The following is a 25,447-nucleotide window of genomic DNA, read 5'->3' as shown; positions in this document are numbered from 1 at the left end:
GCCTTTAAGATCAATCTTTGCTTTCCAGCCCGGCAAGATGGACCAGCCGGCGGCAGGCGCTCATCCAGTCGAAGTCTTCGCGCGCGGCAACGGGCGGCTCCGGCACAGTCGTCAACGCATACTCCAGCGCCTCGAGAGCCCCTTCCAGCTCGGTGTAGAAATGGGCGTTGGGATAGGCCTTGTAGGGAAGGTTGCCCGGACAGTCCGGCAGGATGACATGGCGGCCGGCAACCAGCGCATCGGCGGTTGCGGTGCACAGGATTTCGCTGCGTGAAGGGTTCACCATCACCCGGTATCGTCCGATATCGGACCAGAACCGCCGGTTCGGTCCGAAGAACCGCAAATCCGCGCCTTCCTCTCGTGCAAAGGCACGAAACTCTGCTTCATCGCGCCCGCCGCCGATGACATCGATGGGCCTTTTGGCACGGGCAGCGATGCGGGCAAGGTCGTCCAGGCCTTTCTCCCAGAGAAACGCTCCGAGAAAATAGATCCCTTCGGTTTCCTGCGTAACGAGAGGCACCTGCGCGTAACCGGGCATGACACCGGTCACCCGTTCCACAGGCATTGTGATACCCGGCAGGGTGAGGGCGGGCGACAGGCTGAGGGGCAGATCGATGCGCAGCCGCAGGGCGCGGCCGTGAAGAAAGGACACCAGCCGGGCGAGGCTGTTTGGAAACGGCAGCCCGGACATGCGGATGTAGGTTTCATAATCCGTCATGCTGAGGCCGATCGTCTTGTCCGCCCGGATGCCTCTGCGCCCGGTCGTTACCGGATACCAGCACAGATGCTCCGGCTCACTCGCGATCAGGCACCGGGCCGGCGGCGCGGCGCGGTAGACGTCTTCCATCGGCACGATCGACCCCATGCCTGCCACAAACCTTGCCCGATAAGGCCGGCATTCCGGCAATTTGTAGGGTCCGAATGCTTCAAGTTCCGTCCGGAGCCAGTCGACCTGCTCGTCAAAATCGACGAAGCGCGTCTCGCCCCACAACCGTTGCTGCGAAGCCTCATCCAGCCAGGGAAGTACATAGACAACCCGATAGCCAAGCGTAGCCAACCCGCAGGCGTGCCACAGCGAGATGAAGGACGGTCCGGTCATCCACGGCAGGGCGGCGCTCGTCAGAACCGCAAAGTCATGGATCTCTTGACCTTTGGTACGTTCGCCAGACAGGGGCACTTGTCTCCGGTTTCAACAGCCAGAACCACGGGCAACGATCTGCCAGCGCCCTGAAGCGAAGGAGGCGACAGGCTGGCGCGAGACACCAGAACACATGATTCTCCCCCCGAGACAATCCACCATCGCAGGTCAGGAAAGCCAGACAGGCCAGAACGCTAACGCCCGTTTCGGCCCGTATTTTCCACAGGACGCCTGACACGCCAAATGGTGAGGCCTTGTCACAAACGCGCGAATGAGGCCGTCTAAGACGAAAGTCACCCGCTCGTGACTTTCGGTTGAGTGCTCCATTGCATATTTTAGGGGCAATCGAACAAGGAATTGAGCCAAATGGTGGGATCGTTTTCCCGGAGGGCCGGCAAGGCCCTCCGCACCGCGCTTATTGTAACCGGCGGAATAGTTGCCCTGGCAGCGCCAATCAACGGCGCGCAGGCGCAACCCGAAAAAGTCATCGAACTGTTTACCAGCCAGGGCTGCTCCTCGTGCCCGCCAGCCGATCGGCTGGCGGAAAAGCTGGTGCAGGAAGACAACAACGTCCTGACCATGGTGATGCCCGTAGACTACTGGGATTATCTCGGCTGGAAGGACACGCTGGCAAGTCCCGTCAACTCGCAGCGTCAACGGGCCTATGCCGCGCGGCGCGGTGACCGGTCGGTCTACACCCCGCAAATGGTGATCAACGGCGAGGAACACGTCGTCGGCAGCCGCGAGGGCGATGTCCGGGCAGCACTGGCACGCACCGACCCCTTTACCGCAACGATCGACCTGAAGATTACCGACATGGTCGTCCAGGCAACGGTCAACGGCTCCCTGCCCAAGGGCTTCAACATGGCGACCGTCTATTTCCTGCGCATGCAGGATGAAGCTCTGGTTGATATCGGCCGTGGCGAAAACGCGGGCCGCAAGGTGCGTTACGTCAACGTGGTGCGCAATCTGCAGCCGATGGGGATGTGGTCCGGCGGCCAGGAGACATTCCGCATGCCGAAGTCCAAACTGATGCTGAAAGGTGACGCCCGCTGCGCAGTTGTCGTGCAGCTTGAAAATCCCGACGGGCCCGGCCGGATCATCGGCGCGGCAACCATGAACAAGAGCGGCGGTCTATGAACCGCCGCTGTGGTGTGGCCAAATATCAATTCCCTCTGAAAAACGAGCCCACCGGCTTCAAAGCCGGGTTGTAACCCCCGAGAAAACTGCTACCCCTTGCCCCGTTCGGCCACCCCTTGAACCGTGAACGCCTTGTTGGCGCACGGTTTGCAAGACCCAGTGGCCGGTCAGGTTCTCTGCTTTGCCGGCGTCTGGTGAAGCAAATCGGTCCTGGGGGAATGCATGAAGTTGAAGCGCAGGCTTCAGATAGCCTTTTTGAGCATCGTTTTCGGCTTGATCGTTCTCGGTCTCAAGATCGGCGCCTATCTGCTGACCGGCTCCATAGCGCTTTATTCCGACGCGTTGGAAACGACGGTCAATATCGCGTCGGCCATCGCAACGCTTGCAGCCGTCTGGTTCGCGGCCAAACCCGCCGACAGCAACCACCCCTACGGACACGACAAGGTTGAGTATTTCGCGGCGGTTCTCGTCGGCGTGATGATCGTGCTTGCCGCCCTGTCGATTTTCCGCGCGGCTTGGCTCGGCTTCATCAGCGGCGACAGTCCGGAATATTCGCCAGCCGGTATCGGCATGAACCTGCTTGCCGCCGTCATCAACGGCGCCTGGGCGCGATACCTGATGAAATACGGCAAACACGCAAGATCACCTGCCCTTGTTGCGGACGGCAAGCACCTGATGACCGATGTGGTCAGCTCCGTCGGGGTTCTGGGCGGCGTTGTGCTGGTGATGCTCACCGGCTGGAAAGTCATGGATCCCGCGCTTGCGGTTCTTGTCGGCCTCACCGTTCTCTGGTCCGGCTGGGGCCTCGTCAAGGAATCCGTCGGCGGACTGATGGACGAGGCCGCCTCGCACGACACATTGGACAAGATCCGTGTTCTGATTTCCGAACATGGCGAAGGTGCCCTGGAGGCACACGACCTGCGCACTCGCATTGCCGGCAAATCCACCTTCATCGATTTTCACCTGGTGGTGCCGGGCGAAATGTCCGTCGACAAGGCACATGAGATCTGCGACCGGATCGAGATTGCCATCGTCGAAGATGTCCCCGGAGCCCGGATCACCATTCACGTCGAGCCGGAACACAAAGCCAAGCATTCGGGCATTGTGGTGCTCTAGGCCAGCGTTCAAAAATAATAGCGTTAGCGGCCGATACGTGCCGTTTTGTTATCTTTAACGACACCGGATATCTGAACGCACCTCATGCACCAGCACCTTTTTCAGCTCATGCTGCTTGCCAGGCCTACCCTTGGGCGCGCCCACGGACTGGCCGAAATCCAGCTTGCCCTTGCCTGTGACTAACCATAATACTCTGCAACCGGCGATCCTCGCCGCCGTCTCACTGACGGGTCAGCACCGGGCAAATGCTCAATTCGGAACTGTTTTGGCGTGCCAAACCGGCAACTTCGAAACATCTGCATTCCGTCCTCGCAGCTCTTCCGCCCCGGTTACTTCGGAACGATTTGAGGAACCAGTCTCATATGCCCAACTGGCGGCGCTGGCATGCCCAGCTTCTTGATCATCTGATCCTGATCGGCGGCGCCCTTGTGATGACGCTACCTGTCTATTCGATCTTCGCCGCAACCACCCATGAGGGCGGAAGGGTTCGGCCAAGGCTCGATCTGGGCGGCGGCACGCTGGAAAACTATGGACACTTTCTGCAGACCGGCGCGGGCTTTTCCGGTGACGTCACAGCATTGTCGATGATGTGGAATTCCTTCCTGCTGGGCGCTGGATTTGCGACCCTGAAGGTCGTTCTGTCCCTCATGACAGCCTATGCACTGATCTATTTCCGGGTCCGCTTTGCCAGCGCCATCTTCGCCGTGCTTCTGCTGACCCTGTTATTGCCTCTGGAATCCCGGTTCCTGCCGACCTATGCCGTGACCGTCGAACTTGGCCTCGTCAACACGCGTGCGGGCCTCATCCTGCCGCTGGTCGCCTCCGGCCTTGGGACGCTGTTCTTCCGCCAGTTCCTGATGACGGTTCCGGACGCGCTGCTGGAATCGGCCAGGATCGACGGCGCTGGTCCGCTGAAGTTCTTCAAGGACATTCTAGTTCCCCTGTCGTTGCCGACAGCGGCCGCCCTGTTCCTGGTGATGTTCGTAAATGGCTGGAACCAGTATCTGTGGCCGGTAATGGTTACTTCGGAGGAAAGCACTTACACCTTGGTGCGTGGCATGCAGTTTTTCGGCAATTCCAGCCTGCGCGGACTGATGCTGGCGGTACTCGCGTTCGTGCCTCCGGCCCTGCTTGTCATATTGTTTCAACGACAAGTCGTTAAAGGCCTGTTCGACGGCTCACACTGACGACATCCGGCATTGAAACCGGCGGTCCCTGCCCCAATTTTTCCAGAACGACCCGAAAGGCACCTCATCCATGGCATTTGAAGCGATCCTGTTCGACTGTGACGGCGTTCTGGTGGATTCGGAAATCATCTATGTCGATGTCGAACGCGAACATCTGGCCCGGATCGGCCTGAAGTACGAGCTTCATGAGTATATGGACCGGTTCCAGGGCCTGGGCAGCACGGATTTCTGGGCGGCACTCGACGTGGATTACCAGACCCTTGGCAAGGGACCGCTGCCTGAAACATTCGGACCGGATCTGGACGCTGCCACCCAGGCGCGGATCGACCGCGAACTGGCGGAAATCAAGGGCATCAAACAGCTGCTGGCAGCCCATGACGGCCCTCGTGCCGTCGCCTCCTCCTCCCGCCTGCACCGGCTGACCCACAAGCTTCAACACACAGGGCTCTTCTCTTATTTCGAGCCGCATATCTATTCAGGCGAGCAGGTGACCAACGGCAAACCCGCGCCCGATCTGTTTTTGTTCGCGGCGGATAAACTGGGCGTGGACCCGAAAGCCGCGCTCGTCGTGGAAGACAGTGTCAACGGCGTGAAGGCGGGCCTTGCGGCCGGCATGACGGTTTGGGGTTTTGTCGGCGGCGGTCATTGTCACGATGGCCACGCGGAACAACTGCTTGGTGCCGGTGCACATCGGGTTGTCGACAGCCACGACAACCTGGCCGCGCTGCTGATCAGTGAAAGCACCGCAGCCTGAGGCTGTTTTGGGTCGATCCAAAAATCTGACAGAACCCGAATGCTCCTGAGAGATCCGCGCGCCGTTAGCCGGCGCGCGGCAGGCCATTCTAGCGCCCGAGATCGTGTTCCGGATTTGCGCTGATCTTGTGGATCGAAAGATCCGCCCCGCGGTGCTCGTCTTCCTGAGACAGCCTCAGACCCATCGTCGCTTTCAGGATACCATAGACGGCAAGACCCGCCCCAAGGGCGTAGACCGCCCCCAGGACCGTACCGATAACCTGCGAAACGGGAGATACACCGCCAAGGCCGCCCAGGGCCTCGAGCCCGAAGAAGCCAGCGGCGATACCACCCCACGCTCCGCAGATGCCATGCAGCGGCCAGACACCCAGAACGTCGTCGATTTTCAACTTGTTCTGGCAGATCTCGAAACCGATTACGAAGACGCCGCCGGCGACGCCTCCAACAATCAGGCTGCCAATCGGGTGCATGACGTCCGAACCGGCGCAGACGGCAACGAGACCGGCCAGCGCACCGTTGTGCACGAAGCCCGGATCATTCCGGCCGACAACCAGCGCCACAAGAATTCCGCCAACCATGGCCATCAACGAGTTGATCGCCACGAGACCGGAAATGCTCTCAAGAGAGGCAGCCGTCATCACGTTGAAACCGAACCAGCCGACACAAAGCATCCAGGATCCCATGGCGAGCCAGGGCAGCGATGAAGGCGGAATACCGACGGGACGGCCGTTGCGGTCGTAACGGCCCATGCGAGCACCCAGCAGCAGAACGGCGCCGAGCGCGATCCAGCCGCCGACCGCATGCACCACCACGGAACCCGCAAAGTCATGGAATGGCGCGCCGAAGGTCGCTTCCAGCCAGCCCTGGAAACCGAAATTGCCGTTCCAGACCAGACCCTCGAACAACGGATAGACGATGCCGACCAGCGCAACGGTGGCCAGGCATTGCGGCCAGAACTTCATGCGTTCCGCGATGCCGCCGGAGATGATCGCCGGAATTGCGGCGGCAAATGTTGTGAGGAAGAAGAACTTCACCAGGCTCAGACCCTGAAGTTCGAAGCCTTCACCACCACCTGACAAGGTCGCCGCGTTCACCAGGAACGTGGTGCCGTAGGCAACGGCATATCCGACAAAGAAATACGCCACTGTCGACAGGGCAAAGTCGACAAGGATTTTTACCAGCGCGTTGACCTGGTTCTTTTGCCGGACGGTGCCGACTTCCAGAAAAGCGAAGCCGCCGTGCATGGCGAAAACGAGAATAGCTCCCACAAGGACGAAAAAGACGTCCGCCCCGACCCCGGTTTCATTCATTTTTGACCCCCAGATAGGCAATTTGCCGTTTGTTTTTGCGTTTCGGAGCGCGCAGCATTCAAACTGCATGCCAAACGGGCAAAAGCTCAAAAAAGACCCGGAAATCAGCCGATATTTTAATCGAAACTTTCGGAGACTTCACCGAAGAGAGTGTGTAGATCGATTATTTTATAATCATTCGCAAATTTTTTAGGCAAAAACAGAAACTCTGGGCACCTGACCAAAAAAAGAGCCCGGGGTTGCCCCCGGGCTTTCCAAGTTTGCGGTCTGAGCCAATAGACCGCCTGGGAGATTTTTGTCGGCGCCGCCTTAGAGGCGGCCGGAGCCGGTTCCGAATTCCGGATAGGCTTCCACACCGATTTCGACCTTGTCGAGACCAAGGGCCTCTTCTTCCTCGGACACCCGGATACCCATGGTGGCCTTGAGGACGAACCAGATCACCGAGCTTACGACCAGGGTGAACGCACCGATGGAAACGATACCGATCAGCTGGGTGACGTAGGAAGCGTCGGAGTTGGACAGCGGTACGATGAGCGTGCCCCAGATACCTGCCAGCAGGTGAACCGGGATGGCGCCAACGACGTCGTCGATTTTCAGCTTGTCGAGCATCGGAACCGCGAAGACCACGATCACGCCACCGACACCGCCGACGAAGACGGAAACCCACACGCTCGGTGCAAGCGGTTCTGCGGTGATGGCAACCAGACCTGCCAGAGCGCCGTTCAGAGCCATGGTCACGTCGACCTTCTTGTAGAGGATCTGGGTGAGAACAACCGCGACGACGACACCGGCAGCAGCAGCCATGTTGGTGTTGGCGAAGATGCGGGAGATGTCGGAGACGTCACCGATGGAACCCATGGCAAGCTGGGACGCACCGTTGAAGCCGAACCAACCCAGCCACAGGATGAATGTACCGAGGGTTGCGAGCGGCATGGAGGAACCCGGGAACGGGTGCACGGAGCCATCCGCACCATACTTGCCTTTACGGGCACCAAGGATAACCGCACCGGCCAGAGCAGCCCAGCCACCGACGGAGTGAACGAGAGTGGAACCGGCAAAGTCGGAGAACTCAGCGCCGCCGATAGCCTTCACGGCTTCGCCGTTGAGCCAGCCGCCGCCCCATTCCCAGGAACCGGTGATCGGGTAGATGATGCCCGTCAGGACAACGGTGAAAGCCAGGAAAGGCCACAGCTTGATGCGCTCGGCGAGCGTGCCGGACACGATCGACGCGGTGGTCGCACAGAAGACCATCTGGAAGAACCAGTCGGACGCCGTGGAGTAGCCGGTGTCGAGTGCGTCGCCGCCGACGGCGTCAAACGCGTAAGGACCGAAGGAACCCATGAAACCGCCGTCAACGCCGGTGTACATCAGGTTGTAGCCGGTGATCCAGAACATCAGGCCTGCGATGGCGTAGAGCGTGATGTTCTTCAGGCACTGCATAGAAACGTTCTTGGAGCGGACGAGACCGGCTTCAAGCATTGCAAAGCCGGCGGCCATCCACATGACCAGGAAACCACCGATGAGGAACAGCAGTGTATTGAAGATATAGGCAACCTCGGGAGAGACTGCGGCTGGAGCTGCAGCGGCAGCCTCGGTATCCTGCGCAAGCACCGGCAGAGCCGTAAGGCTCAGCAGAGCCAGCGACGTCGCGCCCTTAGCGACAAGTTTTTTCATGATACGTTTCCTTACCTAAATCACAGAGCTTCGGCGTCGGTTTCGCCGGTACGGATGCGCACGACCTGATCGATCGAATGGACGAAGATCTTCCCATCCCCGATCTGGCCGGTCTTGGCAGCGCCGGAAATCACTTCGACGACCTTGTCGACGGAGGCGGCATCCACAGCGACTTCAATCTTCAGCTTCGGCAGGAAGCTGACGGCATACTCGGTGCCGCGATAGATTTCGGTGTGCCCCTTCTGGCGGCCATAGCCCTTCACTTCAGTCACCGTCAGCCCCTGGATGCCGATGCTGGTCAAGGCATCGCGCACTTCGTCGAGCTTGAACGGCTTGATGATGGCCATCACTATTTTCATTGCTCGTTCCATTCCCCTTCTTAGCGCCCCTTCCCGTCGAAGAAGCTCGGCCTACCACCCCGGAAACTGCGCCTGGTTCTGTCCCCCTCTGGAAGGATCTTCTCAGGTCTTCGGCTTCACCACGTGTCGTGGCCCCGGGCCGGTGTCGGCTCTTACTAATCAAGGACCGTGCCAACTTGGCTTTTTCGGAGAGTCTTTCGCGGAATCCCGCGGTTTTGCAGTGCAAAAAACGCCGGAGCCAACTTTGTGGCATAAATGGGATGACGGCTTTTCAGGCAGTTTTTCTGCCTATTTTTTACACACGACACACTTTCGAGGTTAAAAATTGTGCACAAAAGACCGGCAATCGCTCCTCGCATAAAAATGCGGCACCTGAACCGGTCAACAAAGTTACGGCAGTGCAAACGGCCGTGCCTCGCCACTGCGGCGGCAGCCCGCCGCGAAAGCAGCTACCGCCTCGGTACGGAGGCACAATCCGTACCTCAAGTTCCAGGTGGAGGACTGGCGCTGCACGCCTGTTTACGAAACCGTCAGAGAAAGGGCCGCCACATCGAATAAGTTCGAGCTTGTTCGGGATCCTGGAGTATACTTTTCAGAAGTAACCCCGGCAGATGCAGCCATTAGTTGCTCTGCCTTTTCAACGACCCCATCCCAACGGACCAACCGGCAGAGGTAGAAATGAGACACAGTGCCAAGCTAGCGGCCATCGCCCTTTCCTTCTTGCCGGGTCTTGCGAACGCGCAGGACGTGGCCGACACCATCTATTCCGGCGGCCCCATCCTGACCATCAATGACAGTCAGCCGAAGGTTGAAGCCGTCGCGGTGAAAGACGGGCGAATACTGGCGGCAGGAACGTTGGCCGATATTTCGACCTTTAAAGGCGAAACGACGGAGGCGTTCGATTTGAACGGCCGGACGATGCTACCGGGGTTCGTAGATAGCCACGGACACGTGGTAATGGGCGGAATTCAGGCCCTTTCGGCGAACTTGCTTGCGCCGCCGGATGGCGACGTCACGGATATCGCCAGCTTGCAGGCAACGCTGAAAGCCTGGGCGGTGAAGAACGCTGCGACAGTCGACAAGGTGAAGATGATCATCGGCTTCGGCTACGACAACGCACAACTGGCCGAACTCCGCCACCCTACCCGTGAGGATCTCGACGCGGTCTCGACGGAAGTCCCGATCGTGATCGTGCATCAGTCAGGCCACCTCGGTGTTGCCAATTCCAAGGCGCTCGAACTCGCAGGGATCACCGCCTCGACCGAAAATCCGGAAGGCGGTGTCATTCAGCGCACATCGGATGGAACTCCCAATGGCGTTCTTGAAGAATATGCCTTTTTCAATGTGCTCATCCCGCTACTCGGAACTCTGGGGCCGGAAGGACTGTCTGCTTTCGCAGAAGCCGGAGCAGACCTCTGGATGCGCTACGGATATACGACCGCGCAGGATGGCCGCTCTTCCGGGGCGGTGGTCGAAGCCTTGAAGGCGGTCGACGCGGACAAGGGTCTTCCGGTTGACGTTATCGCCTATCCCGACGTGCTCGAAGCGAAGGACTACATCGCCCAGCATGTTTCGCGCGAATATGAAGGCAAAGTGCGCGTGGGCGGATGCAAGCTGACAATCGACGGCTCACCGCAAGGCTTTACCGCCTTGCGAGACCGGCCCTACTACGATCCCGTCGGCGATTATCCTCCCGGTTATGCCGGTTATGCTTCGGTGACGATGGAAAAGGTTCAGGACGCCGTGAACTGGTGCTACGAAAACGGCATCCAGATCATTACGCACGCCAATGGCGAAGGCGCCTCCGACATGCTGATTGCCGCCATTGGCGCGGCTCAGAAAAAATATGGAGACCCCGGCAACCGGCCGGTGCTCATCCACGGCCAGTTCCTGCGTGAAGACCAGGTGGACAGCTACAAGCGGCTTGGCGTTTTCATGTCCCTGTTCCCCATGCACACCTTCTATTGGGGCGATTGGCACAGAGACCATACGGTCGGCCCGGTGAACGCGGACAATATTTCACCAACAGGGTGGGTACGCGAACGTGGCATGAAGTTCGGCTCCCATCACGATGCGCCCGTCGCTTTCCCGGACAGCATGCGTATTCTCTCAGCGACGGTCACACGGCGCACCCGGTCGGGCGACATCCTTGGCCCGAGCCAGCGGGTAGACGTCATGACCGCCTTGAAAGCCATGACCATCTGGCCCGCATGGCAACAATTCGAGGAAAACGACAAGGGGTCGATCGAAGTCGGCAAGCTGGCCGATTTCGTTCTGCTGTCCGAAGACCCGACGGCGATCGATCCGGAGAAGCTGGCCGGGATAAAGATCGAAGGGACCGTGAAAGGCGGCAATCTGGTCTATGACGCACAGCAAGACAGCCGTCGGGGCGACCTCTCCCCGCAATTTCCGGTCTTTGGCAATCCGGAAGCAGCGCATCACCTGATGCATGCGATGTATGACGGCTTGAGCGGCGCTTCCAATCAGTAAGCAGACCGTACGCTGCGTCGGGACGGCCTTCCAAGACCGTCCTGAAGACAGAGAAACCAGGTCAATGCCTCCGCCCCAGAAGCAGCTCCCGGCAGACCCTCAGGCTGAGAAGCCGCCGCTTTCCAGATAGGCGACCTCTTCCGGTGTCGATTGCCGGCCGAGAACGGCATTGCGATGCGGAAAGCGGCCGAAGCGGCGGATGACGTCGAGGTGGATCAGCGCATAGTGATAGAGTTCCGTGTCGCCAAGGACGCGGCACAGGTCAACAGACCTTTCCTGATGCGCCATGTCTTCTGCGTGTTCGAACGGCAGGTAGAAAAAGCCGCGCGCCTCTTTGGGAAACGCCCTGTCAAAACCACGATCAAGCGCTTTTTCGGCGACCTCTACGGCCTTCGGGTCAGCCCGGAAAGCCTTGGGGCTGCCGCGGAAGACATTGCGCGGGAACTGGTCAAGCAGGATCAGCAGCGCGAGCGCGCCATCGGCCGTATCCGCCCAACCATCGAGCTTGCCCTCAGCCGCATCCTCGATAGCGGCCAGGAACCTGTCCCGGCACAACTTGTCGAACTTGTCGTCCTTTGCGAACCATTTCGCCGGCCCGGCGTTCCACCAGAAATCGAGAACGTCGAGGGAGGTGATCGGCTGGTCTGTCATGGCGGCAATTTCCGGAGATGAAGGAGTGGAACGGGTGCGATCCGTTCCTGCCAGCTTCACTTGCCCGCTGTCAACGCACCGCAGGCCAATGTCTGCCAGTTGACCTGGTGTTGCCGTGTCCGGGCGTCCAGAAAGCCGCTGTCTTTCAGGGCGGACATTTCCTGCCTGAACGCCTCGACCAGCGCGGGATCCGTTCCCTGGCTGAACACGGCCCACAGCGGGTTGGCAAGTGCTTCGACAAAGACCACCGGCTGCAGGAGGCCGCCGTCATATCCCTGCTTGCAGGCGCTGGCCTCAGCCAGGAACCCAGTCAGCGGCAGCACATCGATCCGCTCCAGGTAGAGCATCTCGATGCCCTGGTGAAAATCGGTGATCGGTACCAGGTTCCCGGTTTCCTCGAACCCGAGCTGTTTCAGGTAGGAAAGTAGATTGGAACCGTCCTGAACGCCGATCCTCAGGTTGAGATCACGCAGATCCTCGACCGCGTCGACTTCGATCTTCGGTCGGGTCGAGAGCTGGTAGAAATTCTGCCCATAGGGCGAGACCTCGCCCAGCCAGATGAATTTGTCTTCCCGCTCCGGCGTTCGCGACAGCGAGAAGAAAAGCACATTCGGCATGGTTTCGGCCAGGAGCATTGCCCGCTTCCAGGGCAGGAACTCGTAAGCGCCGATCTTCAACGTGATCGTTTCTCCGACCCGCCTGGCAACTTCGAGCATGTAGGCAGTGACATAACCGTCCGGTTTGCCCGCGTTGTCCCATTGCAACGGTGCGAAACTCTGGGTGACGATCTGGATTTCGGCGGGGTCTGCCTTTGCCGGGCCGGCAACAAGCGAAAGGGCCGCGGCCGCAAGCATGATTGCGCTCCGGAGTCCTGCTTTCATTCCTGCACCATGCAATCGTCCCGCGCCTTTGAAGAAGCCGTTTCTCGCAGTTAAACCCTGCCGGCGGATTGCGGGTGCGCCTTTGCGACAGCCGTCATTCCGGAACCGGACCCACCTGGCCTGCCGCCTGGGACGGTTTTCATCCCTGCACACCAGTGACACCGGCAAATCAGGCTAGTTTTGACTTCCTAATCTTGTATGAATGGCCAACAAAGGGAAGAAAATTCGACCCGCCACCGGCGCCCCTGAAACGGAGACTTTGTTGACGACCGGAACGACACTCGATCTGAAGGGCCTGAAATGCCCGCTGCCCGTGCTCAAGACCCGCAAGGCCCTCACCCGGTTATCCAGCGGCGAGCAACTGACCGTTTTGACCACGGACCCGATGGCGGAAATCGACATTCCCCATTTCTGCAACGAGCAGGGCCATACCTTGCTGGAGGCAGAGCGCACAGAGGGCGGCCACCGGTTCGTGCTGACCAAGGGCGGCTAGATCAACAAACAACCGTACTTAGTACCCGGCTTGAAGTGTCACTGCATCTTTCCGGCAATCTTGTCGATGTCCGCTGCGAGCTGCAGGTCCAGTTTGCTGAGACCGCCAACATCATGGGTCGACAGGGTGATATCGACACTGCGATAGACATTGAACCATTCGGGATGGTGGTTCATCTTTTCCGCCACCAGCGCGATCTGGGTCATGAAGGCAAAGGCTTCGCGGAAATTGTGAAACTTGAAGGATTTCGATATCGCCTCCCGGTCTTCGCACATGTGCCAGCCCGGCAGATCGTTCAATCCGGCGGCGCGGTCTTCCGGCTTCAGTCGTTCAACCATCTGGTCCTCCTGTTTTGCGTAACGGCCCGGCTCGAAAACGAGCCGCCTGCCTGCCGTGCACCTAATCCAGTTCTGTGTCAGCCCAATGGCGGGCTGCCAGCATCCACTTGGCGTCTATTTCAAGGATAATCCGCTTGCCCCACGCCGTCCTCTTCGTTTGCCTTGGCAACATCTGCCGGTCGCCACTTGCGGAAGGCGTTTTCCGGGATATCGTGCAGGAGGCAGGGCTGGCAGACAGTTTCGTGGTCGATAGCGCGGGAACCGGTGCCTGGCACATCGGCAATCCGCCGGACCCACGCTCCATCGAGATAGCCGCGCGGCATGAGGTCGATATCTCCGCCCAACGGGCACGGCAGGTGCGGGCAGATGATTTCCGCCGCTTCGACACCATCGTCGCCATGGACAGGGACAATCTCGCGGCCCTCAAACGCATGGGCGGAGCGAGCAGCCCCCGGCTTCGATTGCTTTTGAACAGACCGCCGCAGGATGTTCCCGATCCCTACTACGGCGGCCCGGACGGCTTTGAACAGGTGTACCAGCTCGTGCGGACTGGTGGTCAACGTCTCTTTCAGGACCTGACGACGAGCGCCTGACAAAGCCAGGCACGCTGCTTGAACACATGACAAGCCGGGGATTGCCGGGCACGGGTTCATAAATCCGTCTCAGACACCGGTGTATGGGTGTCTGATCTGCACGACTTCCTTGGCACCAATATGAAAATTCTGTGGTGGTCTCTTGCGGCTGCGCTGATCCTGGCCGGGCTGGTAACGGTCTGGCTGCCGATCCCGACCGGCGTCCCCCTGCTTGCGCTCGGCATGATTGTCATTGTCGGCACGAACCGGAGTGCGGCACGCATGTTGCGCAGCCGAAGACGCAAGACGCCGCCGCTCAACGATGCCATTACCTGGGTGGAAGACCGCTCGCCCTTGCGCTTTGCCCGCATCCTGAAACGCACAAGACCACGCAAGAAGTAGAGTGTTTGTCAGCGTTCGGCAAATACGCGACCGATGCCGCGAAGTGCCCGTCGGGCCCGAACCGCCAGCCGTTGCAACACCCGCTGCAGGCGCCGCCCCTTCACGGTGAACCACTCGTCAAGCTGGCGATCGCTCACCAGCGGCGGGGTCTTGCGATAAAGCAGGTGGTGGATCGCCAGGATCAGGAGCAGCGTCACGCCCCAGGACAACAGCGTATCGGACAGGAAGTGCCCGCCGAAAGCCACCCGGTTGGCTGACAGGATCAGGCCGAGCGGGATCAGAAAGACGAGCGCGCCCTTGCGCCAGGTTGCGGGCACCAGCAAGGTAACTGCTGCCACCAGCCACATGGCAGCCGACCCTTCCCCGGACACGAAAGAACAGTTGCTGTCGCAATAGTTCGAGATTTTCCAGACCGGCTGGTACGGCAGATCCCCACCGAAGATCTCGACATTGCGGGGCCGCGGGCGGCCCCAGTTGTCTTTCAGGATCAGGTTGACCAGAACCCCCGGTCCAAGGATCAGCGTCGACAGCAGGAACACCGGCTGACGCAGTGGCATCAGCGGCTGACGGCCCGGCACCAGCAGCTTGATGAGCAGAACCGCCACGCAGACGATGGCGATCACCCGGACAAGAAACGGTCCAAGGTGCCGGACATCGCGCAAGAACGCGACGTTCTCGGCCTTGAAGCCCTCATCGCCAAAATGGAAAAGCCCGCTCGCCCAGAGATCGACACCGGGAAAGGCCAGAAAGAACAGGGACACAAGGCAGATATAAAGCCCAACGCACACCATCGAATGGTTAATGCACCAGATGGATAGTTTGCTCAGTCCGGTCTTGGGATTATGCTGCTGGGGCTGGGTTTGCGTCATGGCTGCTCTTTAACGCATCCGATTGCCCGATCCAATCCCTTCCTGAAACCGGCCGGTTCAGATTTTGCGGAGATGCGGAATGTGAAAAACAGTCAGCCGCCTGCGGCCCCTACCGGCACGAATATAGTGTCATTGCGGCAGGACCGGAAACCGGTGGTGGAATTCTGGTACGAGTTTGCATCCACCTACAGCTATCTCTCGGCCATGCGGATCGAAACACTGGCAAGCGACTATGGCGTTGAGATCGCCTGGCGGCCATTTTTGCTCGGTCCGATCTTCAAGAAGCAGGGCTGGCCCACCTCTCCCTTCAACCTGTATCCCGCCAAGGGCCACTACATGTGGCGCGACATGGAACGGCTCTGCAGACAATACGGCCTGCCGTTCACTTTGCCGTCTCCCTTTCCCCAGGACGCGCTGCTGGCCGCCAGGATCGCACACGCAGCACAGAACCAGCCCTGGATAGGGGCCTTTACCCGTGCGGTCTTTATCGCTGAATTCGGACAGGGGCTGAACATCGCCGACGAAAGCCTGATGGCCGAACTGCTGCTGGAAATCGGTGCCCCGGCCCGGACGGCCCTGTCAACCGCCCAAAGCCGGGAAAACAAGATAAGCCTGCGCGCGGCCGTTACCGAAGCCGAGAAACTCGGCATCTTCGGCGCACCGAGTTTCGTCATTCCAGGCGGAGACCTCTACTGGGGCGACGACCGGCTGGAACAGGCCCTCGAGGCAGCCGGAAACCTGGTTGAAACGGACGCCTGAAGACCGCATCGCATTCATCCGATATCCCAACTCAAAACCCGGCTTGCGGGATCCGAGATCGAAGGCTATATACGAAACATATACGTTTCATATAACCATCCATTTCGGGAGACAGTCATGGGCATCGTCAAGATCGACGAGGGTCTGCACGAGGAAATCCGCCGGGCCAGCACCGTCATGTGCCGCTCCATCAATGCGCAGGCCGAATTCTGGATGAAGATCGGCATGCTGGCCGAGGCCAACCCGACCCTGTCCTTCAGCGACATCATCAAGATGCAGCTCGACGCAGCGCAGGCTCCCTCAACAGAGGCGGCGGTTGCCTGACATGGTCAAGACCCCGGAAGAACTGGAACTCATGCGCAACTCGGGCAGGTTGCTTGCCTCCGTCTTCGAAATGCTCGATGGCGTTGACCTTGCCGGAATGTCGACACTCGCTGTCAACGACATGGTGGAGCGTTTCATAACCGAGGACCTTGCCGCCCGTCCGGCCAGCAAGGGGCAATACGGCTTTGAATTTGTGCTGAATTGCTCGATCAACCAGGTCGTCTGCCACGGCATTCCGGACCGGAACGAGATCATCCGCGACGGCGACATCATCAATCTGGATATCACGCTCGAAAAGGACGGCTTCATTGCCGATTCCAGCAAGACCTATGTTGTCGGAAACGCCAGTGCGGCCGCAAGGCGGCTGGTGCGTGTTGCCCAGAAAGCGATGTGGAAAGGGATCGAGCAGGTAAAGCCGGGCGCCTGTCTGGGCGATATCGGCTACGCAATCGAAAAACACGCCAAGAAGAACGGTTACTCGGTGGTGCGCGACTATTGCGGGCACGGCATCGGCCGTGAAATGCACGAGGAGCCCAACGTGCTGAATTTCGGACGGCGCGGAACGGGTATGAGATTGCGCGAAGGCATGGTCTTCACCGTCGAGCCGATGATCAACCAGGGCACCAGCCGGGTTTCAACCGAAGAGGACGGCTGGAAGGTCGTGACCAAAGACGGCAAGCTGTCCGCGCAGTTCGAACACACGGTCGCCGTTACCGCCGACGGTGTCGAGGTTCTGACCCTGCGCCGAGATGAAACGGCCCTGACAGGATAGAGGCTGCAAGGTGTGGCCCTCAGCCCGCCCTGCGTCCGCTCGCCTGTTTCATCGCCTCGAAAAGGGCGGCAGGTGACAGGGGTTTTGTCAGGATTTCCCGGAACCCCGCATCCCGCAAACGCGTGTCGCCAACAGACTCCAGAGCCGCTGTCACGGCAATCAGCGGCAGGTCAGGGCGCAGAGATCCGAGTGCCTCGGCCGTTTCGACACCGCTCATGCCGGGCATGTGCAGATCGAGCAACGCGGCATCGAAGTCGCTCTTTTGAACGAGACCGACAGCCTGCTCGCCCGATCTGGCGGCTTCCGACGAAATGCCGAAGGACTCCAGCAGCGCTGCCAGCAGACGGCAATTGGTCTCGTTGTCATCGACAATTAGCACATGCGCTGACAAAGGCCCGGTGACTGACGCATCGTCGGACGTTGCCGACGTTCCATGCTGGTCTGCCTCGGCCAGCAACAGGCCGTCATCGCCCTCGCCGAGCGGAATTTCCACATTGAACCGGCTGCCGCCGGTCTCGGAACGCGCCAGTGTCAACCGGCCATTCATGTCCCGGACGAACTGCGCCGTCCCCCACAGACCAAGACCCGTTCCAGGCGCGGTTTCCCGGCCGTGCCGGCCCCGGACGAAGGGCCGGAACAGCCGTGCACCTTCTTCAGGCTCGATGCCGGGGCCGCTGTCTGCAACGGAAATCAGGATGGAGGAAGGATTGCCCTGACCGGATGCATCCTCCGATTTGTGGCCGGCTGCGCGAACCTCAACCGTGACCCCGCCCTCAGCAGTGTATTTGACGGCATTGTCCAGCAATGTCGTGATCACACGGCGCAGTGTCCCGCCACTTGATGTCACCGCCTCGCGGGCCTCGTCATCTATTTTTAGGGTCAAGGTCAGTTTTTTTGCTTCGGCCGCGACCTGAAAGAGGTCGGCGATTTCCGAAACAACATCGGCGATCCGACTGGGTCTTGTTTCCGCTTGCGATCCCGGTTCGGCAGCCGTGACAAGCTCGCCCGTCATCTGCGTAAGTGCATCGATGGAGCGAATGAGGATCGACAGTTGATCCTTCTGTGTCCCGTTCAGCGGACCGGTGCCGATCAGCTCCGCCGTCAGGCGCATAGCGGCAAGCGGCGTTCTGAGATCGTGGGCCAGAAGCGCAAGTTTGACGCTGTCCTCGTCATGATTTGCCATGCGGCCGGAGATCCTTCGCCTGAATGGGTCTCAACCGGGCTTGCCAGACACGCGCCAAAAAGCCAAGTTGGTCGAAATTCTGCTTACCTTGCCGTGTGGCCGCTGTCCATCCAGACCGGCATCCACCTGCACCCAGTCCCAAATCAACCGGAAACAGCCTTCGGGTTGCCGCATAGATGCTTGCTCAAACACTTACGATCGTCGCCCCGGTTTTCCTGCTGATCGGCATTGGCTACTGCCTCGCCAAAACCCGCATTCTGAACCAGAGCATCAGCGAAGCACTCGGGCAGTTCGTCTATATCGTGGCGATCCCGGTGCTGATCTTCCGATCGCTGATCGGCGCTGACCTGAGCGCGGGTGTTCCGCTGGCGCTCTGGGCAACCTACTTCATCGGCGTCGGCTTTGCCTGGCTGCTCGGATCGCTGATCATTCGCAAGGGTTTCGGCCGTGATGCCCGGGCAAGCGCGATCGGCGGGATATCCGCCGCCTTCGCCAACACGATTCTGGTCGGTCTGCCGCTGGTCGCCTCGGTATACGGCGACGAAGGCCTGGCCCCGCTGCTGCTGATCATCTCGATCCACCTGGCCACGATGACGGTGCTGATGGCGGTGATGATGGAGCGGGCAGCTGCGATCGACAACGGCACGGCCTCCCCTCCCATTTCCCAACTGTTGATGGGAGCCGGGAAAAGCCTGGTAAAGAACCCCCTCGTCGTCACCATCGTCGCCGCCTTTGTTTGGCGGCAGACAGGCCTGGAGCTGCCGGAGATCGGTCTCGACGTTATCAGCCGCATCGCCGCCACGGCGCTGCCTCTGTCACTGCTGTCACTTGGCATGAGCCTCGTGCAATACGGCATGCGCGGCAATATCGTGCCAGGACTGATCCTCAGCATCATCAAGATGCTGCTGATGCCGATCGTCGTTTTTTGTTTCGGGGCTTTCGTGTTCCATCTGCCGCCTCTGTGGACAGCCGTTGCGACCTTGACGGCCAGCTGCCCGACAGGTGTGAACGCCTATATTTTCGCCAACCGCTACGGCACCGGCCATTCCATGTCCGCAAATGCGATCACCATGACCACGCTCTGCGCCATCGTTACAGCCAGCTTGTGGATCTGGTTCCTGGACCATTGGTTCGGCATGAGCCTGCGCTAAGCCTTGAATGCGCTAAAGCCCGATCCTCTTGCGCAATTCGGCATGGGTCATGCCGGCCTCACGCAACGACCGGAGACTGGTGTCCTTGCTGGACTTCGAGAGCTTGCGCCCGTCCGCCCCCAGGACGAGCCTATGATGCCGGTAGACCGGTGACGGCAGGCCGAGCAGTTCCTGCAGGACCCTGTGCACGCTGGTCGCGTGATAAAGGTCCTGTCCGCGCAGCACATCGGTGATGCCCTGCCTGGCATCATCGACCACCACCGACAGATGATAGCTCGTAGGCGTGTCCTTGCGGGCAAGGATCACATCACCCCACGCTGCCGCCTCGACAGGCACCGCGACAGGTTCGGCAAACAGACTTTCGCCTTCCGCCCCCGTTTCCTGCCACGACAGTGCCCTTCCGATCTGCGCGAGGGCGCGCTGCATGTCGAGACGCAGTGAGAACGGTGCATCGCTGGCCGCCCGGCTCCTGTGCTCTTCCGGCGAAAGAACTGCGGCATCGCCAGGATAAAGCGGCGCACCGTCGGGATCCCGCAGCCAGCTTTCTCCATTAGCTTCCTTGGCAGAAACGAACGCCTTGATTTCAGCACGGGTCAGATAGGCGGGATAAACCAGGCCCATGTCCTGCAACTTTTCCAGGGCTGCCCGGTATTGCGGAAAATTTTCCGATTGGCGCAACACGGGCTCATCGAGCGGCACGCCCAACCAGGCGAGATCCTCGAACATCTCCCGTTCCAGGTCCGGCGTGCACCGGGTCTGGTCGATGTCTTCCACCCGCACGAGAAACCGGCCACTGAGCGCAACAGCTGCACGCGCGTTCAGGAGAGCCGAAAGCGCATGCCCCAGATGCAAGTGCCCATTGGGTGAAGGAGCAAAGCGGAATACGGGATGGGTCATGAGATCGGCAAAGGCTGTTGACGCGGAGCGGGCTGATGAGTGAAGTCCTACCTATCATTCCCCAGCCGCCGCGCAAGAGACAGTATCGCCCGGCAGTTCAAGACATCTCCGGACAAGCCCCGCCGACATGACCCCGATTGCCACAAAAGAAGACATCGAAGCCGGTCTCAAGGCACTGATCCGTCTCGACCCGCGCCTGCAGGAAATTGCAGGAACAGCAGGTCCGATCCCCTTGCGCCGCCGCGCGGCCGATTTTGAAGGTCTTGCACAGATTGTCACCGGACAGCAGGTGTCGGTTGCCAGCGCGGCTGCCATCTTCGCGCGCCTTCAGGTGCTGATTGCGCCGCTGACGGCAGAAAACCTCGCAACCTTCACCGACGGGGAACTGGCAGGCGCCGGCCTGTCCCGACCGAAAATCCGGACCTTACGCGCGCTGACAGAAGCTTGCGGCAACGGTCTCGACCTTGCTCATCTGGCACAGGCCCCGGCGGATGAAGCCCACCGCGCATTATGCGAGATAAAGGGCATCGGCCGCTGGACCGCGGATATCTTCCTGCTGTTCTGCGCGGGACATCCTGATGTCTTCCCGAGCGGCGACCTGGCCTTGCAAGTCGCGGTTCAGGAGTCCCTCGGCCTCGCAGAACGTCCGGCACCAAAAGAACTCGACGTCATCGCCGAGGCCTGGACACCGCACCGCGCCGTTGCCGCCCGTCTCTTCTGGGCTTGGTACAAGGTGAAAAAACAGGGCCGGGAAACCCTGCCGGTCTAGGGTGTGGTCCCTATCGGGCCGACATGTCCGCAACGGCCCGCAACAGAAGATCAATGTCCTCCGGCCGGGACAGACGATGATCGCCATCCGGCACCAGCGAAAAGGTGACATCGTCCAGCGGCAAGGCCTCAACCAGGCGGCGTGCATGACTTTCCGGCACATCCGGGTCCTGCGCGCCCTGCAGGATCGTAACGGGAGCACCAAGATGAAGCGGCGTCCCGAAAAGTAGGTGATTGCGGCCATCTTCGATCAGCTTGCGCGTGATCACATAGGGCGCGTCGCTATAGGCGGAAGGCTGCTCCCAGCGGCCATCGGCAAGAATGGCGGCACGGATCTCATCGCTGAAGCGCTGCTTCCACATCAGCTCTTCGGTAAAATCAACCGCCGGGGCGATCAGAACCAGCCCCTTGATACGGCCAGAGTTCTTGCGGGCGAGCGCCAGCAACAAGGCGAGCCACCCGCCCATGGAGGACCCGACCAATACGGTTTCGCCCGGGCAACAAGCATCGAAAACGGCAAGCGCCTCCTCCAGCCAGTCGGAAACACAGGCATCTTCGAAATCGCCGCCCGACAGGCCATGGCCGGAATAGTCGAACCGCACCACACCCTGCCCGTTTCGTGCCCCTTCCTCGGCCAATGCCTCGGCTTTTGTCCCGGACATGTCCGACTTGAACCCGGACAACCACAAGATGCCGGGTAACGAACTTGCCCCGGAACCCGGCGCGTTCCGCACGGCAATCCGGCGTTTCACGTCGTTTTTTCCGATCTGGATGAATTGCGGTTCGGAATCACCCATATTAAGGCTCTCGTTCTGATAGATGTTTTCTGTCCATGCCATTTGGCACAGACGCCCCGCCTTGACCAGTTCACCGGAGATCCGATTTGGTTCATCTGCCTTCTGAGACCACGATTTTGCAAGTGATCCCGGATCTCAACTCCGGTGGCGCCGAGCGCACGACGCTGGACGTTGCCAAAGCGGTGGTGGAAGCCGGCGGAAAGGCTCTCGTTGCAAGCCAGGGCGGCCAGATGGTGCCGGAACTGGAAGCCCTTGGCGCGGAACACATCGTCCTGCCCGTCAAGTCGAAGAACCCGGCGACCCTCTGGAAGAATGCAGCCAGGCTGGCGGAGATCGTGACCACACGCAAGGTCAGTCTGCTTCACGCTCGCAGCCGGGCTCCGGCATGGTCGTGCCTTTGGGCCGCACGGCGCACCAGAACCCCTTTCGTGACCACCTACCACGGCACCTATAACCAGTCGAATGCGCTGAAGGGCTGGTACAATTCGGTCATGGCACGGGGGGATGCGGTGATTGCCAATTCGCATTTCATATCCGGTCTGATCGAAGACCGGCACCCGTTCGCAAAAGGCAAGATCACCGTCATCCAGCGCGGATCCGATCTGAAAGGCCTGCTACCCGACAATGTCAGCGCCCTGCGGCTGCAGGCATTGAAGGACCAGTGGGGCATCCCGATGGGACGGCCGATACTCCTCAACATGGCCCGGCTGACCGCCTGGAAGGGACAGCGTGTCGTGATCGAGGCGATGGCGCTTCTGCAAGACAGGCTGCCGTCCGACCCGATCGCCATTCTGGCGGGCGATGCCCAGGGTCGTGACGGATATCTGGCGGAGTTGAAGAAGCTGATTGCCGACAACGGCCTGCAGGACAAGGTCCGGATCGTCGGTCACTGTGCCGACGTTCCCGCCGCCATGGCATTGGCCGATATTGCGATTGTTGCTTCTGTCGAACCGGAAGCCTTCGGCCGGGCGGCAGTTGAAGCACAGGCCGCAAGGGTGCCTGTAATCGTCTCCAACCTCGGGGCGGTACCTGAAACCGTCCTCTCCCCGCCCGATACGGCCGAAAGCGAACGCACCGGCTGGCGGGTGGCACCGGGCGACCCTCAGGCTCTGGCGGATGCCATTGTCCGTGTGTTGGGCCAGGACGTGGACGAGAAAAACAAAATGGCGGACCGGGCTCTCGCCCATGTCCGCCAGAATTTCTCGGTCGAAACCATGTGCGCCCGCACGCTCGGTGTTTATGCCGGCCTGCTGGGCACCTGATCTCAGCCGGCGCGTACGCGTGCCAGGAAGCCGTCGACCTCCGCCTGAAGCGCCCGGGCATTGCTCGCAAGCGTGCCGGACGCCGCCTGCAGTTCTTCCGCCGCATGCCCCGACTGGGTCGCTGCTTCGCTGACGCTGCTGATGTTGCGTGTCACGTCGCGTGTGCCGGTGGAAGCTTCGTGTACATTGCGCGCGATCTCGGTGGTTGCCGCGCCCTGCTCTTCGACAGCCGCCGCGATCCCGCCGGCAATCTCGTTGATCTCGAAGATCGTCTTGGTGATGCCGTCGATAGCCGAAACCGCGTCACGGGTCGCCGACTGGACACCGGAAATCTGCTGGGAGATTTCCTCGGTCGCCTTGGTCGTCTGGCTGGCCAGTTCCTTCACTTCGGACGCAACGACGGCAAATCCCTTGCCGGCCTCACCCGCACGGGCCGCTTCGATTGTGGCATTGAGCGCCAGAAGATTTGTCTGCTCGGCGATATCGGAAATGAGCTTCACCACTTCACCGATGCGCGAAGCGGCTTCGGCGAGCCCCTGAACCTGGTCGTTGGTTTTCTTGGCTTCCGCCGTTGCCGTGGCAGCAACATTTGAAGACTGGGCGACCTGTCGGGAAATTTCCGAAACCGTCGACGACAGCTCTTCGGCTGCGGAGGCAACGGTCTGAACGTTGGCAGATGCCTGCTCGGCAGCCGCGGCAACGTTCGAGGATTGTTGCTGGGTCTGCTCGGCGGTGGCGCTCATGGAACTTGCGCTCGATTCCAGCTGGGACGACGAGGACGATACCGCCTGGACGATTTCGCCAACAGAACTTTCGAAACTGTCGGCAAGCTCCATCATCATCCGCTTCTGCTCGGCGGCGGTTCTTGCTGCCTGTTCCTTCTGCTCCGCTTCCAGTTCGCGGGTCCGGACGGCATTGGCGCGGAAAACCTCCACGGCGCGGGCCATGCTGCCGATCTCGCTCTTGCGGTCGGTGTACTGGACGTCGATGTCGATGGATCCGCCAGCGAGCGTTCCCATGGTTCCGGTAAGCGTTTTCACCGGCCTGGTAATGCTGCGGCCGATCAGCCAGCCAAGCCCGATAGACAGCACCAATGCGATGGCGGAAACGGTCAGGAATGTTGTTTTGGAGAAGGCCTGGGCAGTGTCCAGCGCTTCCCCGGCAGCCAGCTTGCCCGCATAGGCCGCTTCAGACATCACCGCCCATTCCGGAGCGACCTGGGCATAGATTGCTTCGATCTCGACCAGGTCGGCAGCGATCTTCAGGGACAATTCGGCATAAGCCTTGAAGGAAGCCTGGTAAGTGTCCAGCAGCTTGCCGATTTCAGCCTGCTCTGCGTCGGACAACCCGCTTTTCGGCAGCAGATCGGCGAATTCGGCCCGCCGTTCGTCGATCCTGCCAATATATTTCTCGTCACCGCGCAGCATGAAATCTTTTTCATGACGGCGCATCATCAGCATCTTGACGGTCAATGAGTCCAGATTGGCGGCATCCAGCTTGCTTTCCACGTCATGCACGGCGGTGCGCAAGGAACCCTGCAAACCAGTGCTTTCGTCGAGCCCCATACGGGTAAGCTCTTCGGTCAGAACATCGAACTTGGCCTTGTGCTGATCCAGCACGCTGCGAAGCGTCGCGATGTTGCCCGTGATGGAAGCCGATTGCGGCTTCGTATCGACATCATTCAGGTTGCTCTGGGCTTTCTCGAACTCGGCCTTGTATTCCTCCACGAAGGCAAGGTCCTTATTCAGAAGAAAGTCCTTCTGGCTGCGTTGCATGTTCTGGGCATGAGCCTGAACCTGCGACACCTTGAAGTCCATTTGCGAGTATTCAGCCAGATTGTCGATTTCGTGCGACACGATTTGCTGGCTGTAAAGCGCCGTACCAAGCAATACGCCAATGGCAACCACGGCGATCGCGGACAGCGCTCCGACACGCACCGCGATGGGCAGATCTGCAAAGAACTTCATAATGGTCTCGTTTTTTTGGGGCAGCTCATGTCGAGCCTTGCACAGTGCGCCCACAAAACGCTCAAGCCATTAATTTTCCTTTACGCAACTTGAATACTGAGCCAACTAAACTTCCAAACCATAGGTTTATACTTGAAGTCACTCAACCATTCAGAGAATTCATTCAACTTATTATTTAGGCAAAACAGCCTTTT

Annotated in this window: 26 protein-coding genes; 14 read left to right on the top strand and 12 right to left on the bottom strand. The window is 59.9% G+C overall.

What is annotated here, in order from left to right; translation table 11 throughout:
• Positions 1 to 10: 10 nt before the first annotated feature.
• Positions 11 to 1,177: a hypothetical protein gene (locus tag FIV03_RS07920; RefSeq protein ID WP_209009901.1), complete on the bottom strand. Its 1,167-nt coding sequence runs from the start codon at positions 1,175 to 1,177 to the stop codon at positions 11 to 13.
• Positions 1,178 to 1,504: 327 nt separating this feature from the next.
• Here FIV03_RS07920 and FIV03_RS07915 point away from each other — a divergent pair, with 327 nt between their 5' ends.
• The 4 genes from FIV03_RS07915 to FIV03_RS07900 all read left to right on the top strand — a co-directional run bounded on the left by FIV03_RS07915 (position 1,505) and on the right by FIV03_RS07900 (position 5,335).
• Positions 1,505 to 2,278 (top strand): DUF1223 domain-containing protein, encoded by a 774-nt coding sequence (locus FIV03_RS07915; protein WP_209009900.1) that lies wholly within the window; start codon positions 1,505 to 1,507, stop codon positions 2,276 to 2,278.
• 222 nt (positions 2,279 to 2,500) lie between these two features.
• On the top strand, positions 2,501 to 3,394 hold the full coding sequence (locus FIV03_RS07910) for a cation diffusion facilitator family transporter (RefSeq protein WP_209009899.1): 894 nt from the start codon (positions 2,501 to 2,503) through the stop codon (positions 3,392 to 3,394).
• 362 nt (positions 3,395 to 3,756) lie between these two features.
• Complete coding sequence (locus FIV03_RS07905) at positions 3,757 to 4,581, top strand: ABC transporter permease subunit (protein WP_152509171.1); 825 nt, start codon at positions 3,757 to 3,759, stop codon at positions 4,579 to 4,581.
• Positions 4,582 to 4,651: 70 nt separating this feature from the next.
• Positions 4,652 to 5,335 carry an HAD family hydrolase gene (locus tag FIV03_RS07900; RefSeq protein ID WP_152509170.1) on the top strand — a complete coding sequence of 228 codons (684 nt, stop codon included), beginning with the start codon at positions 4,652 to 4,654 and terminating at the stop codon, positions 5,333 to 5,335.
• Positions 5,336 to 5,423: 88 nt separating this feature from the next.
• On the opposite strand, the gene FIV03_RS07895 is transcribed toward FIV03_RS07900, so the two are convergent.
• The 3 genes from FIV03_RS07895 to FIV03_RS07885 form a co-directional block, all read right to left on the bottom strand.
• Positions 5,424 to 6,644 carry an ammonium transporter gene (locus tag FIV03_RS07895; RefSeq protein ID WP_152509169.1) on the bottom strand — a complete coding sequence of 407 codons (1,221 nt, stop codon included), beginning with the start codon at positions 6,642 to 6,644 and terminating at the stop codon, positions 5,424 to 5,426.
• Between the two features lie 309 nt (positions 6,645 to 6,953).
• Complete coding sequence (locus FIV03_RS07890; RefSeq protein WP_023002725.1) at positions 6,954 to 8,318, bottom strand: ammonium transporter; 1,365 nt, start codon at positions 8,316 to 8,318, stop codon at positions 6,954 to 6,956.
• 20 nt (positions 8,319 to 8,338) lie between these two features.
• Positions 8,339 to 8,677, bottom strand: coding sequence for a P-II family nitrogen regulator (locus tag FIV03_RS07885; RefSeq protein ID WP_006938248.1), 339 nt, complete (start codon positions 8,675 to 8,677; stop codon positions 8,339 to 8,341).
• Between the two features lie 678 nt (positions 8,678 to 9,355).
• Between FIV03_RS07885 and FIV03_RS07880 the strand changes: the two genes are divergently transcribed.
• The gene (locus FIV03_RS07880; RefSeq protein WP_152509168.1) at positions 9,356 to 11,167 is read left to right on the top strand and encodes an amidohydrolase family protein; all 1,812 of its coding nucleotides are present in this window, start codon (positions 9,356 to 9,358) and stop codon (positions 11,165 to 11,167) included.
• Between the two features lie 99 nt (positions 11,168 to 11,266).
• Here the strand turns inward: FIV03_RS07880 and FIV03_RS07875 are convergent, their stop codons facing one another.
• Both FIV03_RS07875 and FIV03_RS07870 read right to left on the bottom strand, forming a co-directional pair.
• Complete coding sequence (locus tag FIV03_RS07875) at positions 11,267 to 11,818, bottom strand: DUF924 family protein (RefSeq protein WP_152509167.1); 552 nt, start codon at positions 11,816 to 11,818, stop codon at positions 11,267 to 11,269.
• Between the two features lie 56 nt (positions 11,819 to 11,874).
• Positions 11,875 to 12,672 (bottom strand): ABC transporter substrate-binding protein, encoded by a 798-nt coding sequence (locus FIV03_RS07870; protein ID WP_173013803.1) that lies wholly within the window; start codon positions 12,670 to 12,672, stop codon positions 11,875 to 11,877.
• Positions 12,673 to 12,958: 286 nt separating this feature from the next.
• Here FIV03_RS07870 and FIV03_RS07865 point away from each other — a divergent pair, with 286 nt between their 5' ends.
• The gene (locus tag FIV03_RS07865; RefSeq protein ID WP_152509165.1) at positions 12,959 to 13,192 is read left to right on the top strand and encodes a sulfurtransferase TusA family protein; all 234 of its coding nucleotides are present in this window, start codon (positions 12,959 to 12,961) and stop codon (positions 13,190 to 13,192) included.
• Positions 13,193 to 13,230: 38 nt separating this feature from the next.
• Here FIV03_RS07865 and FIV03_RS07860 read toward each other — a convergent pair whose 3' ends face one another.
• Positions 13,231 to 13,530 (bottom strand): 4a-hydroxytetrahydrobiopterin dehydratase, encoded by a 300-nt coding sequence (locus FIV03_RS07860; RefSeq protein ID WP_023002719.1) that lies wholly within the window; start codon positions 13,528 to 13,530, stop codon positions 13,231 to 13,233.
• A gap of 134 nt (positions 13,531 to 13,664) precedes the next feature.
• Between FIV03_RS07860 and FIV03_RS07855 the strand changes: the two genes are divergently transcribed.
• Together FIV03_RS07855 and FIV03_RS07850 are read left to right on the top strand one after the other, a co-directional pair.
• On the top strand, positions 13,665 to 14,123 hold the full coding sequence (locus FIV03_RS07855; RefSeq protein ID WP_152509164.1) for a low molecular weight protein-tyrosine-phosphatase: 459 nt from the start codon (positions 13,665 to 13,667) through the stop codon (positions 14,121 to 14,123).
• 120 nt (positions 14,124 to 14,243) lie between these two features.
• Positions 14,244 to 14,504: a hypothetical protein gene (locus tag FIV03_RS07850; RefSeq protein WP_023002717.1), complete on the top strand. Its 261-nt coding sequence runs from the start codon at positions 14,244 to 14,246 to the stop codon at positions 14,502 to 14,504.
• A gap of 8 nt (positions 14,505 to 14,512) precedes the next feature.
• Here FIV03_RS07850 and FIV03_RS07845 read toward each other — a convergent pair whose 3' ends face one another.
• The gene (locus FIV03_RS07845; RefSeq protein WP_209009897.1) at positions 14,513 to 15,373 is read right to left on the bottom strand and encodes a phosphatase PAP2 family protein; all 861 of its coding nucleotides are present in this window, start codon (positions 15,371 to 15,373) and stop codon (positions 14,513 to 14,515) included.
• A gap of 156 nt (positions 15,374 to 15,529) precedes the next feature.
• Here FIV03_RS07845 and FIV03_RS07840 point away from each other — a divergent pair, with 156 nt between their 5' ends.
• The 3 genes from FIV03_RS07840 (at position 15,530) to map (ending at position 17,228) form a co-directional block, all read left to right on the top strand.
• Positions 15,530 to 16,132: a 2-hydroxychromene-2-carboxylate isomerase gene (locus FIV03_RS07840; RefSeq protein ID WP_265733562.1), complete on the top strand. Its 603-nt coding sequence runs from the start codon at positions 15,530 to 15,532 to the stop codon at positions 16,130 to 16,132.
• 117 nt (positions 16,133 to 16,249) lie between these two features.
• Positions 16,250 to 16,456, top strand: a complete 207-nt coding sequence (locus tag FIV03_RS07835) for a ParD-like family protein (RefSeq protein ID WP_152509163.1) — start codon at positions 16,250 to 16,252, stop codon at positions 16,454 to 16,456.
• Between the two features lies 1 nt (position 16,457).
• Complete coding sequence (gene map, locus FIV03_RS07830) at positions 16,458 to 17,228, top strand: type I methionyl aminopeptidase (protein ID WP_152509162.1); 771 nt, start codon at positions 16,458 to 16,460, stop codon at positions 17,226 to 17,228.
• Positions 17,229 to 17,247: 19 nt separating this feature from the next.
• Here map and FIV03_RS07825 read toward each other — a convergent pair whose 3' ends face one another.
• Entirely contained in the window at positions 17,248 to 18,411 is a 1,164-nt protein-coding gene (locus FIV03_RS07825) for a hybrid sensor histidine kinase/response regulator (protein WP_152509161.1), read from the bottom strand.
• A gap of 176 nt (positions 18,412 to 18,587) precedes the next feature.
• Here FIV03_RS07825 and FIV03_RS07820 point away from each other — a divergent pair, with 176 nt between their 5' ends.
• Positions 18,588 to 19,562, top strand: coding sequence for an AEC family transporter (locus tag FIV03_RS07820; protein WP_152509160.1), 975 nt, complete (start codon positions 18,588 to 18,590; stop codon positions 19,560 to 19,562).
• A gap of 12 nt (positions 19,563 to 19,574) precedes the next feature.
• On the opposite strand, the gene gluQRS is transcribed toward FIV03_RS07820, so the two are convergent.
• A complete protein-coding gene (gluQRS, locus tag FIV03_RS07815; RefSeq protein WP_152509159.1) occupies positions 19,575 to 20,459 on the bottom strand; it encodes a tRNA glutamyl-Q(34) synthetase GluQRS in 885 nt (294 codons plus the stop codon).
• A gap of 127 nt (positions 20,460 to 20,586) precedes the next feature.
• On the opposite strand from gluQRS, the gene FIV03_RS07810 reads away from it, so the two are divergent.
• The gene (locus tag FIV03_RS07810; RefSeq protein WP_152509158.1) at positions 20,587 to 21,228 is read left to right on the top strand and encodes a DNA-3-methyladenine glycosylase; all 642 of its coding nucleotides are present in this window, start codon (positions 20,587 to 20,589) and stop codon (positions 21,226 to 21,228) included.
• Between the two features lie 10 nt (positions 21,229 to 21,238).
• Here FIV03_RS07810 and FIV03_RS07805 read toward each other — a convergent pair whose 3' ends face one another.
• Positions 21,239 to 22,066: an alpha/beta hydrolase gene (locus FIV03_RS07805; protein ID WP_152509157.1), complete on the bottom strand. Its 828-nt coding sequence runs from the start codon at positions 22,064 to 22,066 to the stop codon at positions 21,239 to 21,241.
• A gap of 44 nt (positions 22,067 to 22,110) precedes the next feature.
• Here FIV03_RS07805 and FIV03_RS07800 point away from each other — a divergent pair, with 44 nt between their 5' ends.
• Positions 22,111 to 23,286, top strand: coding sequence for a glycosyltransferase family 4 protein (locus FIV03_RS07800; protein WP_324251986.1), 1,176 nt, complete (start codon positions 22,111 to 22,113; stop codon positions 23,284 to 23,286).
• 2 nt (positions 23,287 to 23,288) lie between these two features.
• Here the strand turns inward: FIV03_RS07800 and FIV03_RS07795 are convergent, their stop codons facing one another.
• Positions 23,289 to 25,253 carry a methyl-accepting chemotaxis protein gene (locus FIV03_RS07795; RefSeq protein WP_152509156.1) on the bottom strand — a complete coding sequence of 655 codons (1,965 nt, stop codon included), beginning with the start codon at positions 25,251 to 25,253 and terminating at the stop codon, positions 23,289 to 23,291.
• Positions 25,254 to 25,447: the final 194 nt, after the last annotated feature.

It is taken from the genome of Labrenzia sp. THAF187b (assembly GCF_009363375.1).
In the GTDB taxonomy this organism is placed as follows: Bacteria; Pseudomonadota; Alphaproteobacteria; order Rhizobiales; family Stappiaceae; genus Roseibium; species Roseibium algicola.
Note: the sequence above shows the minus strand (reverse complement) of the source record. Positions and strands in the feature narration are given on the sequence as shown.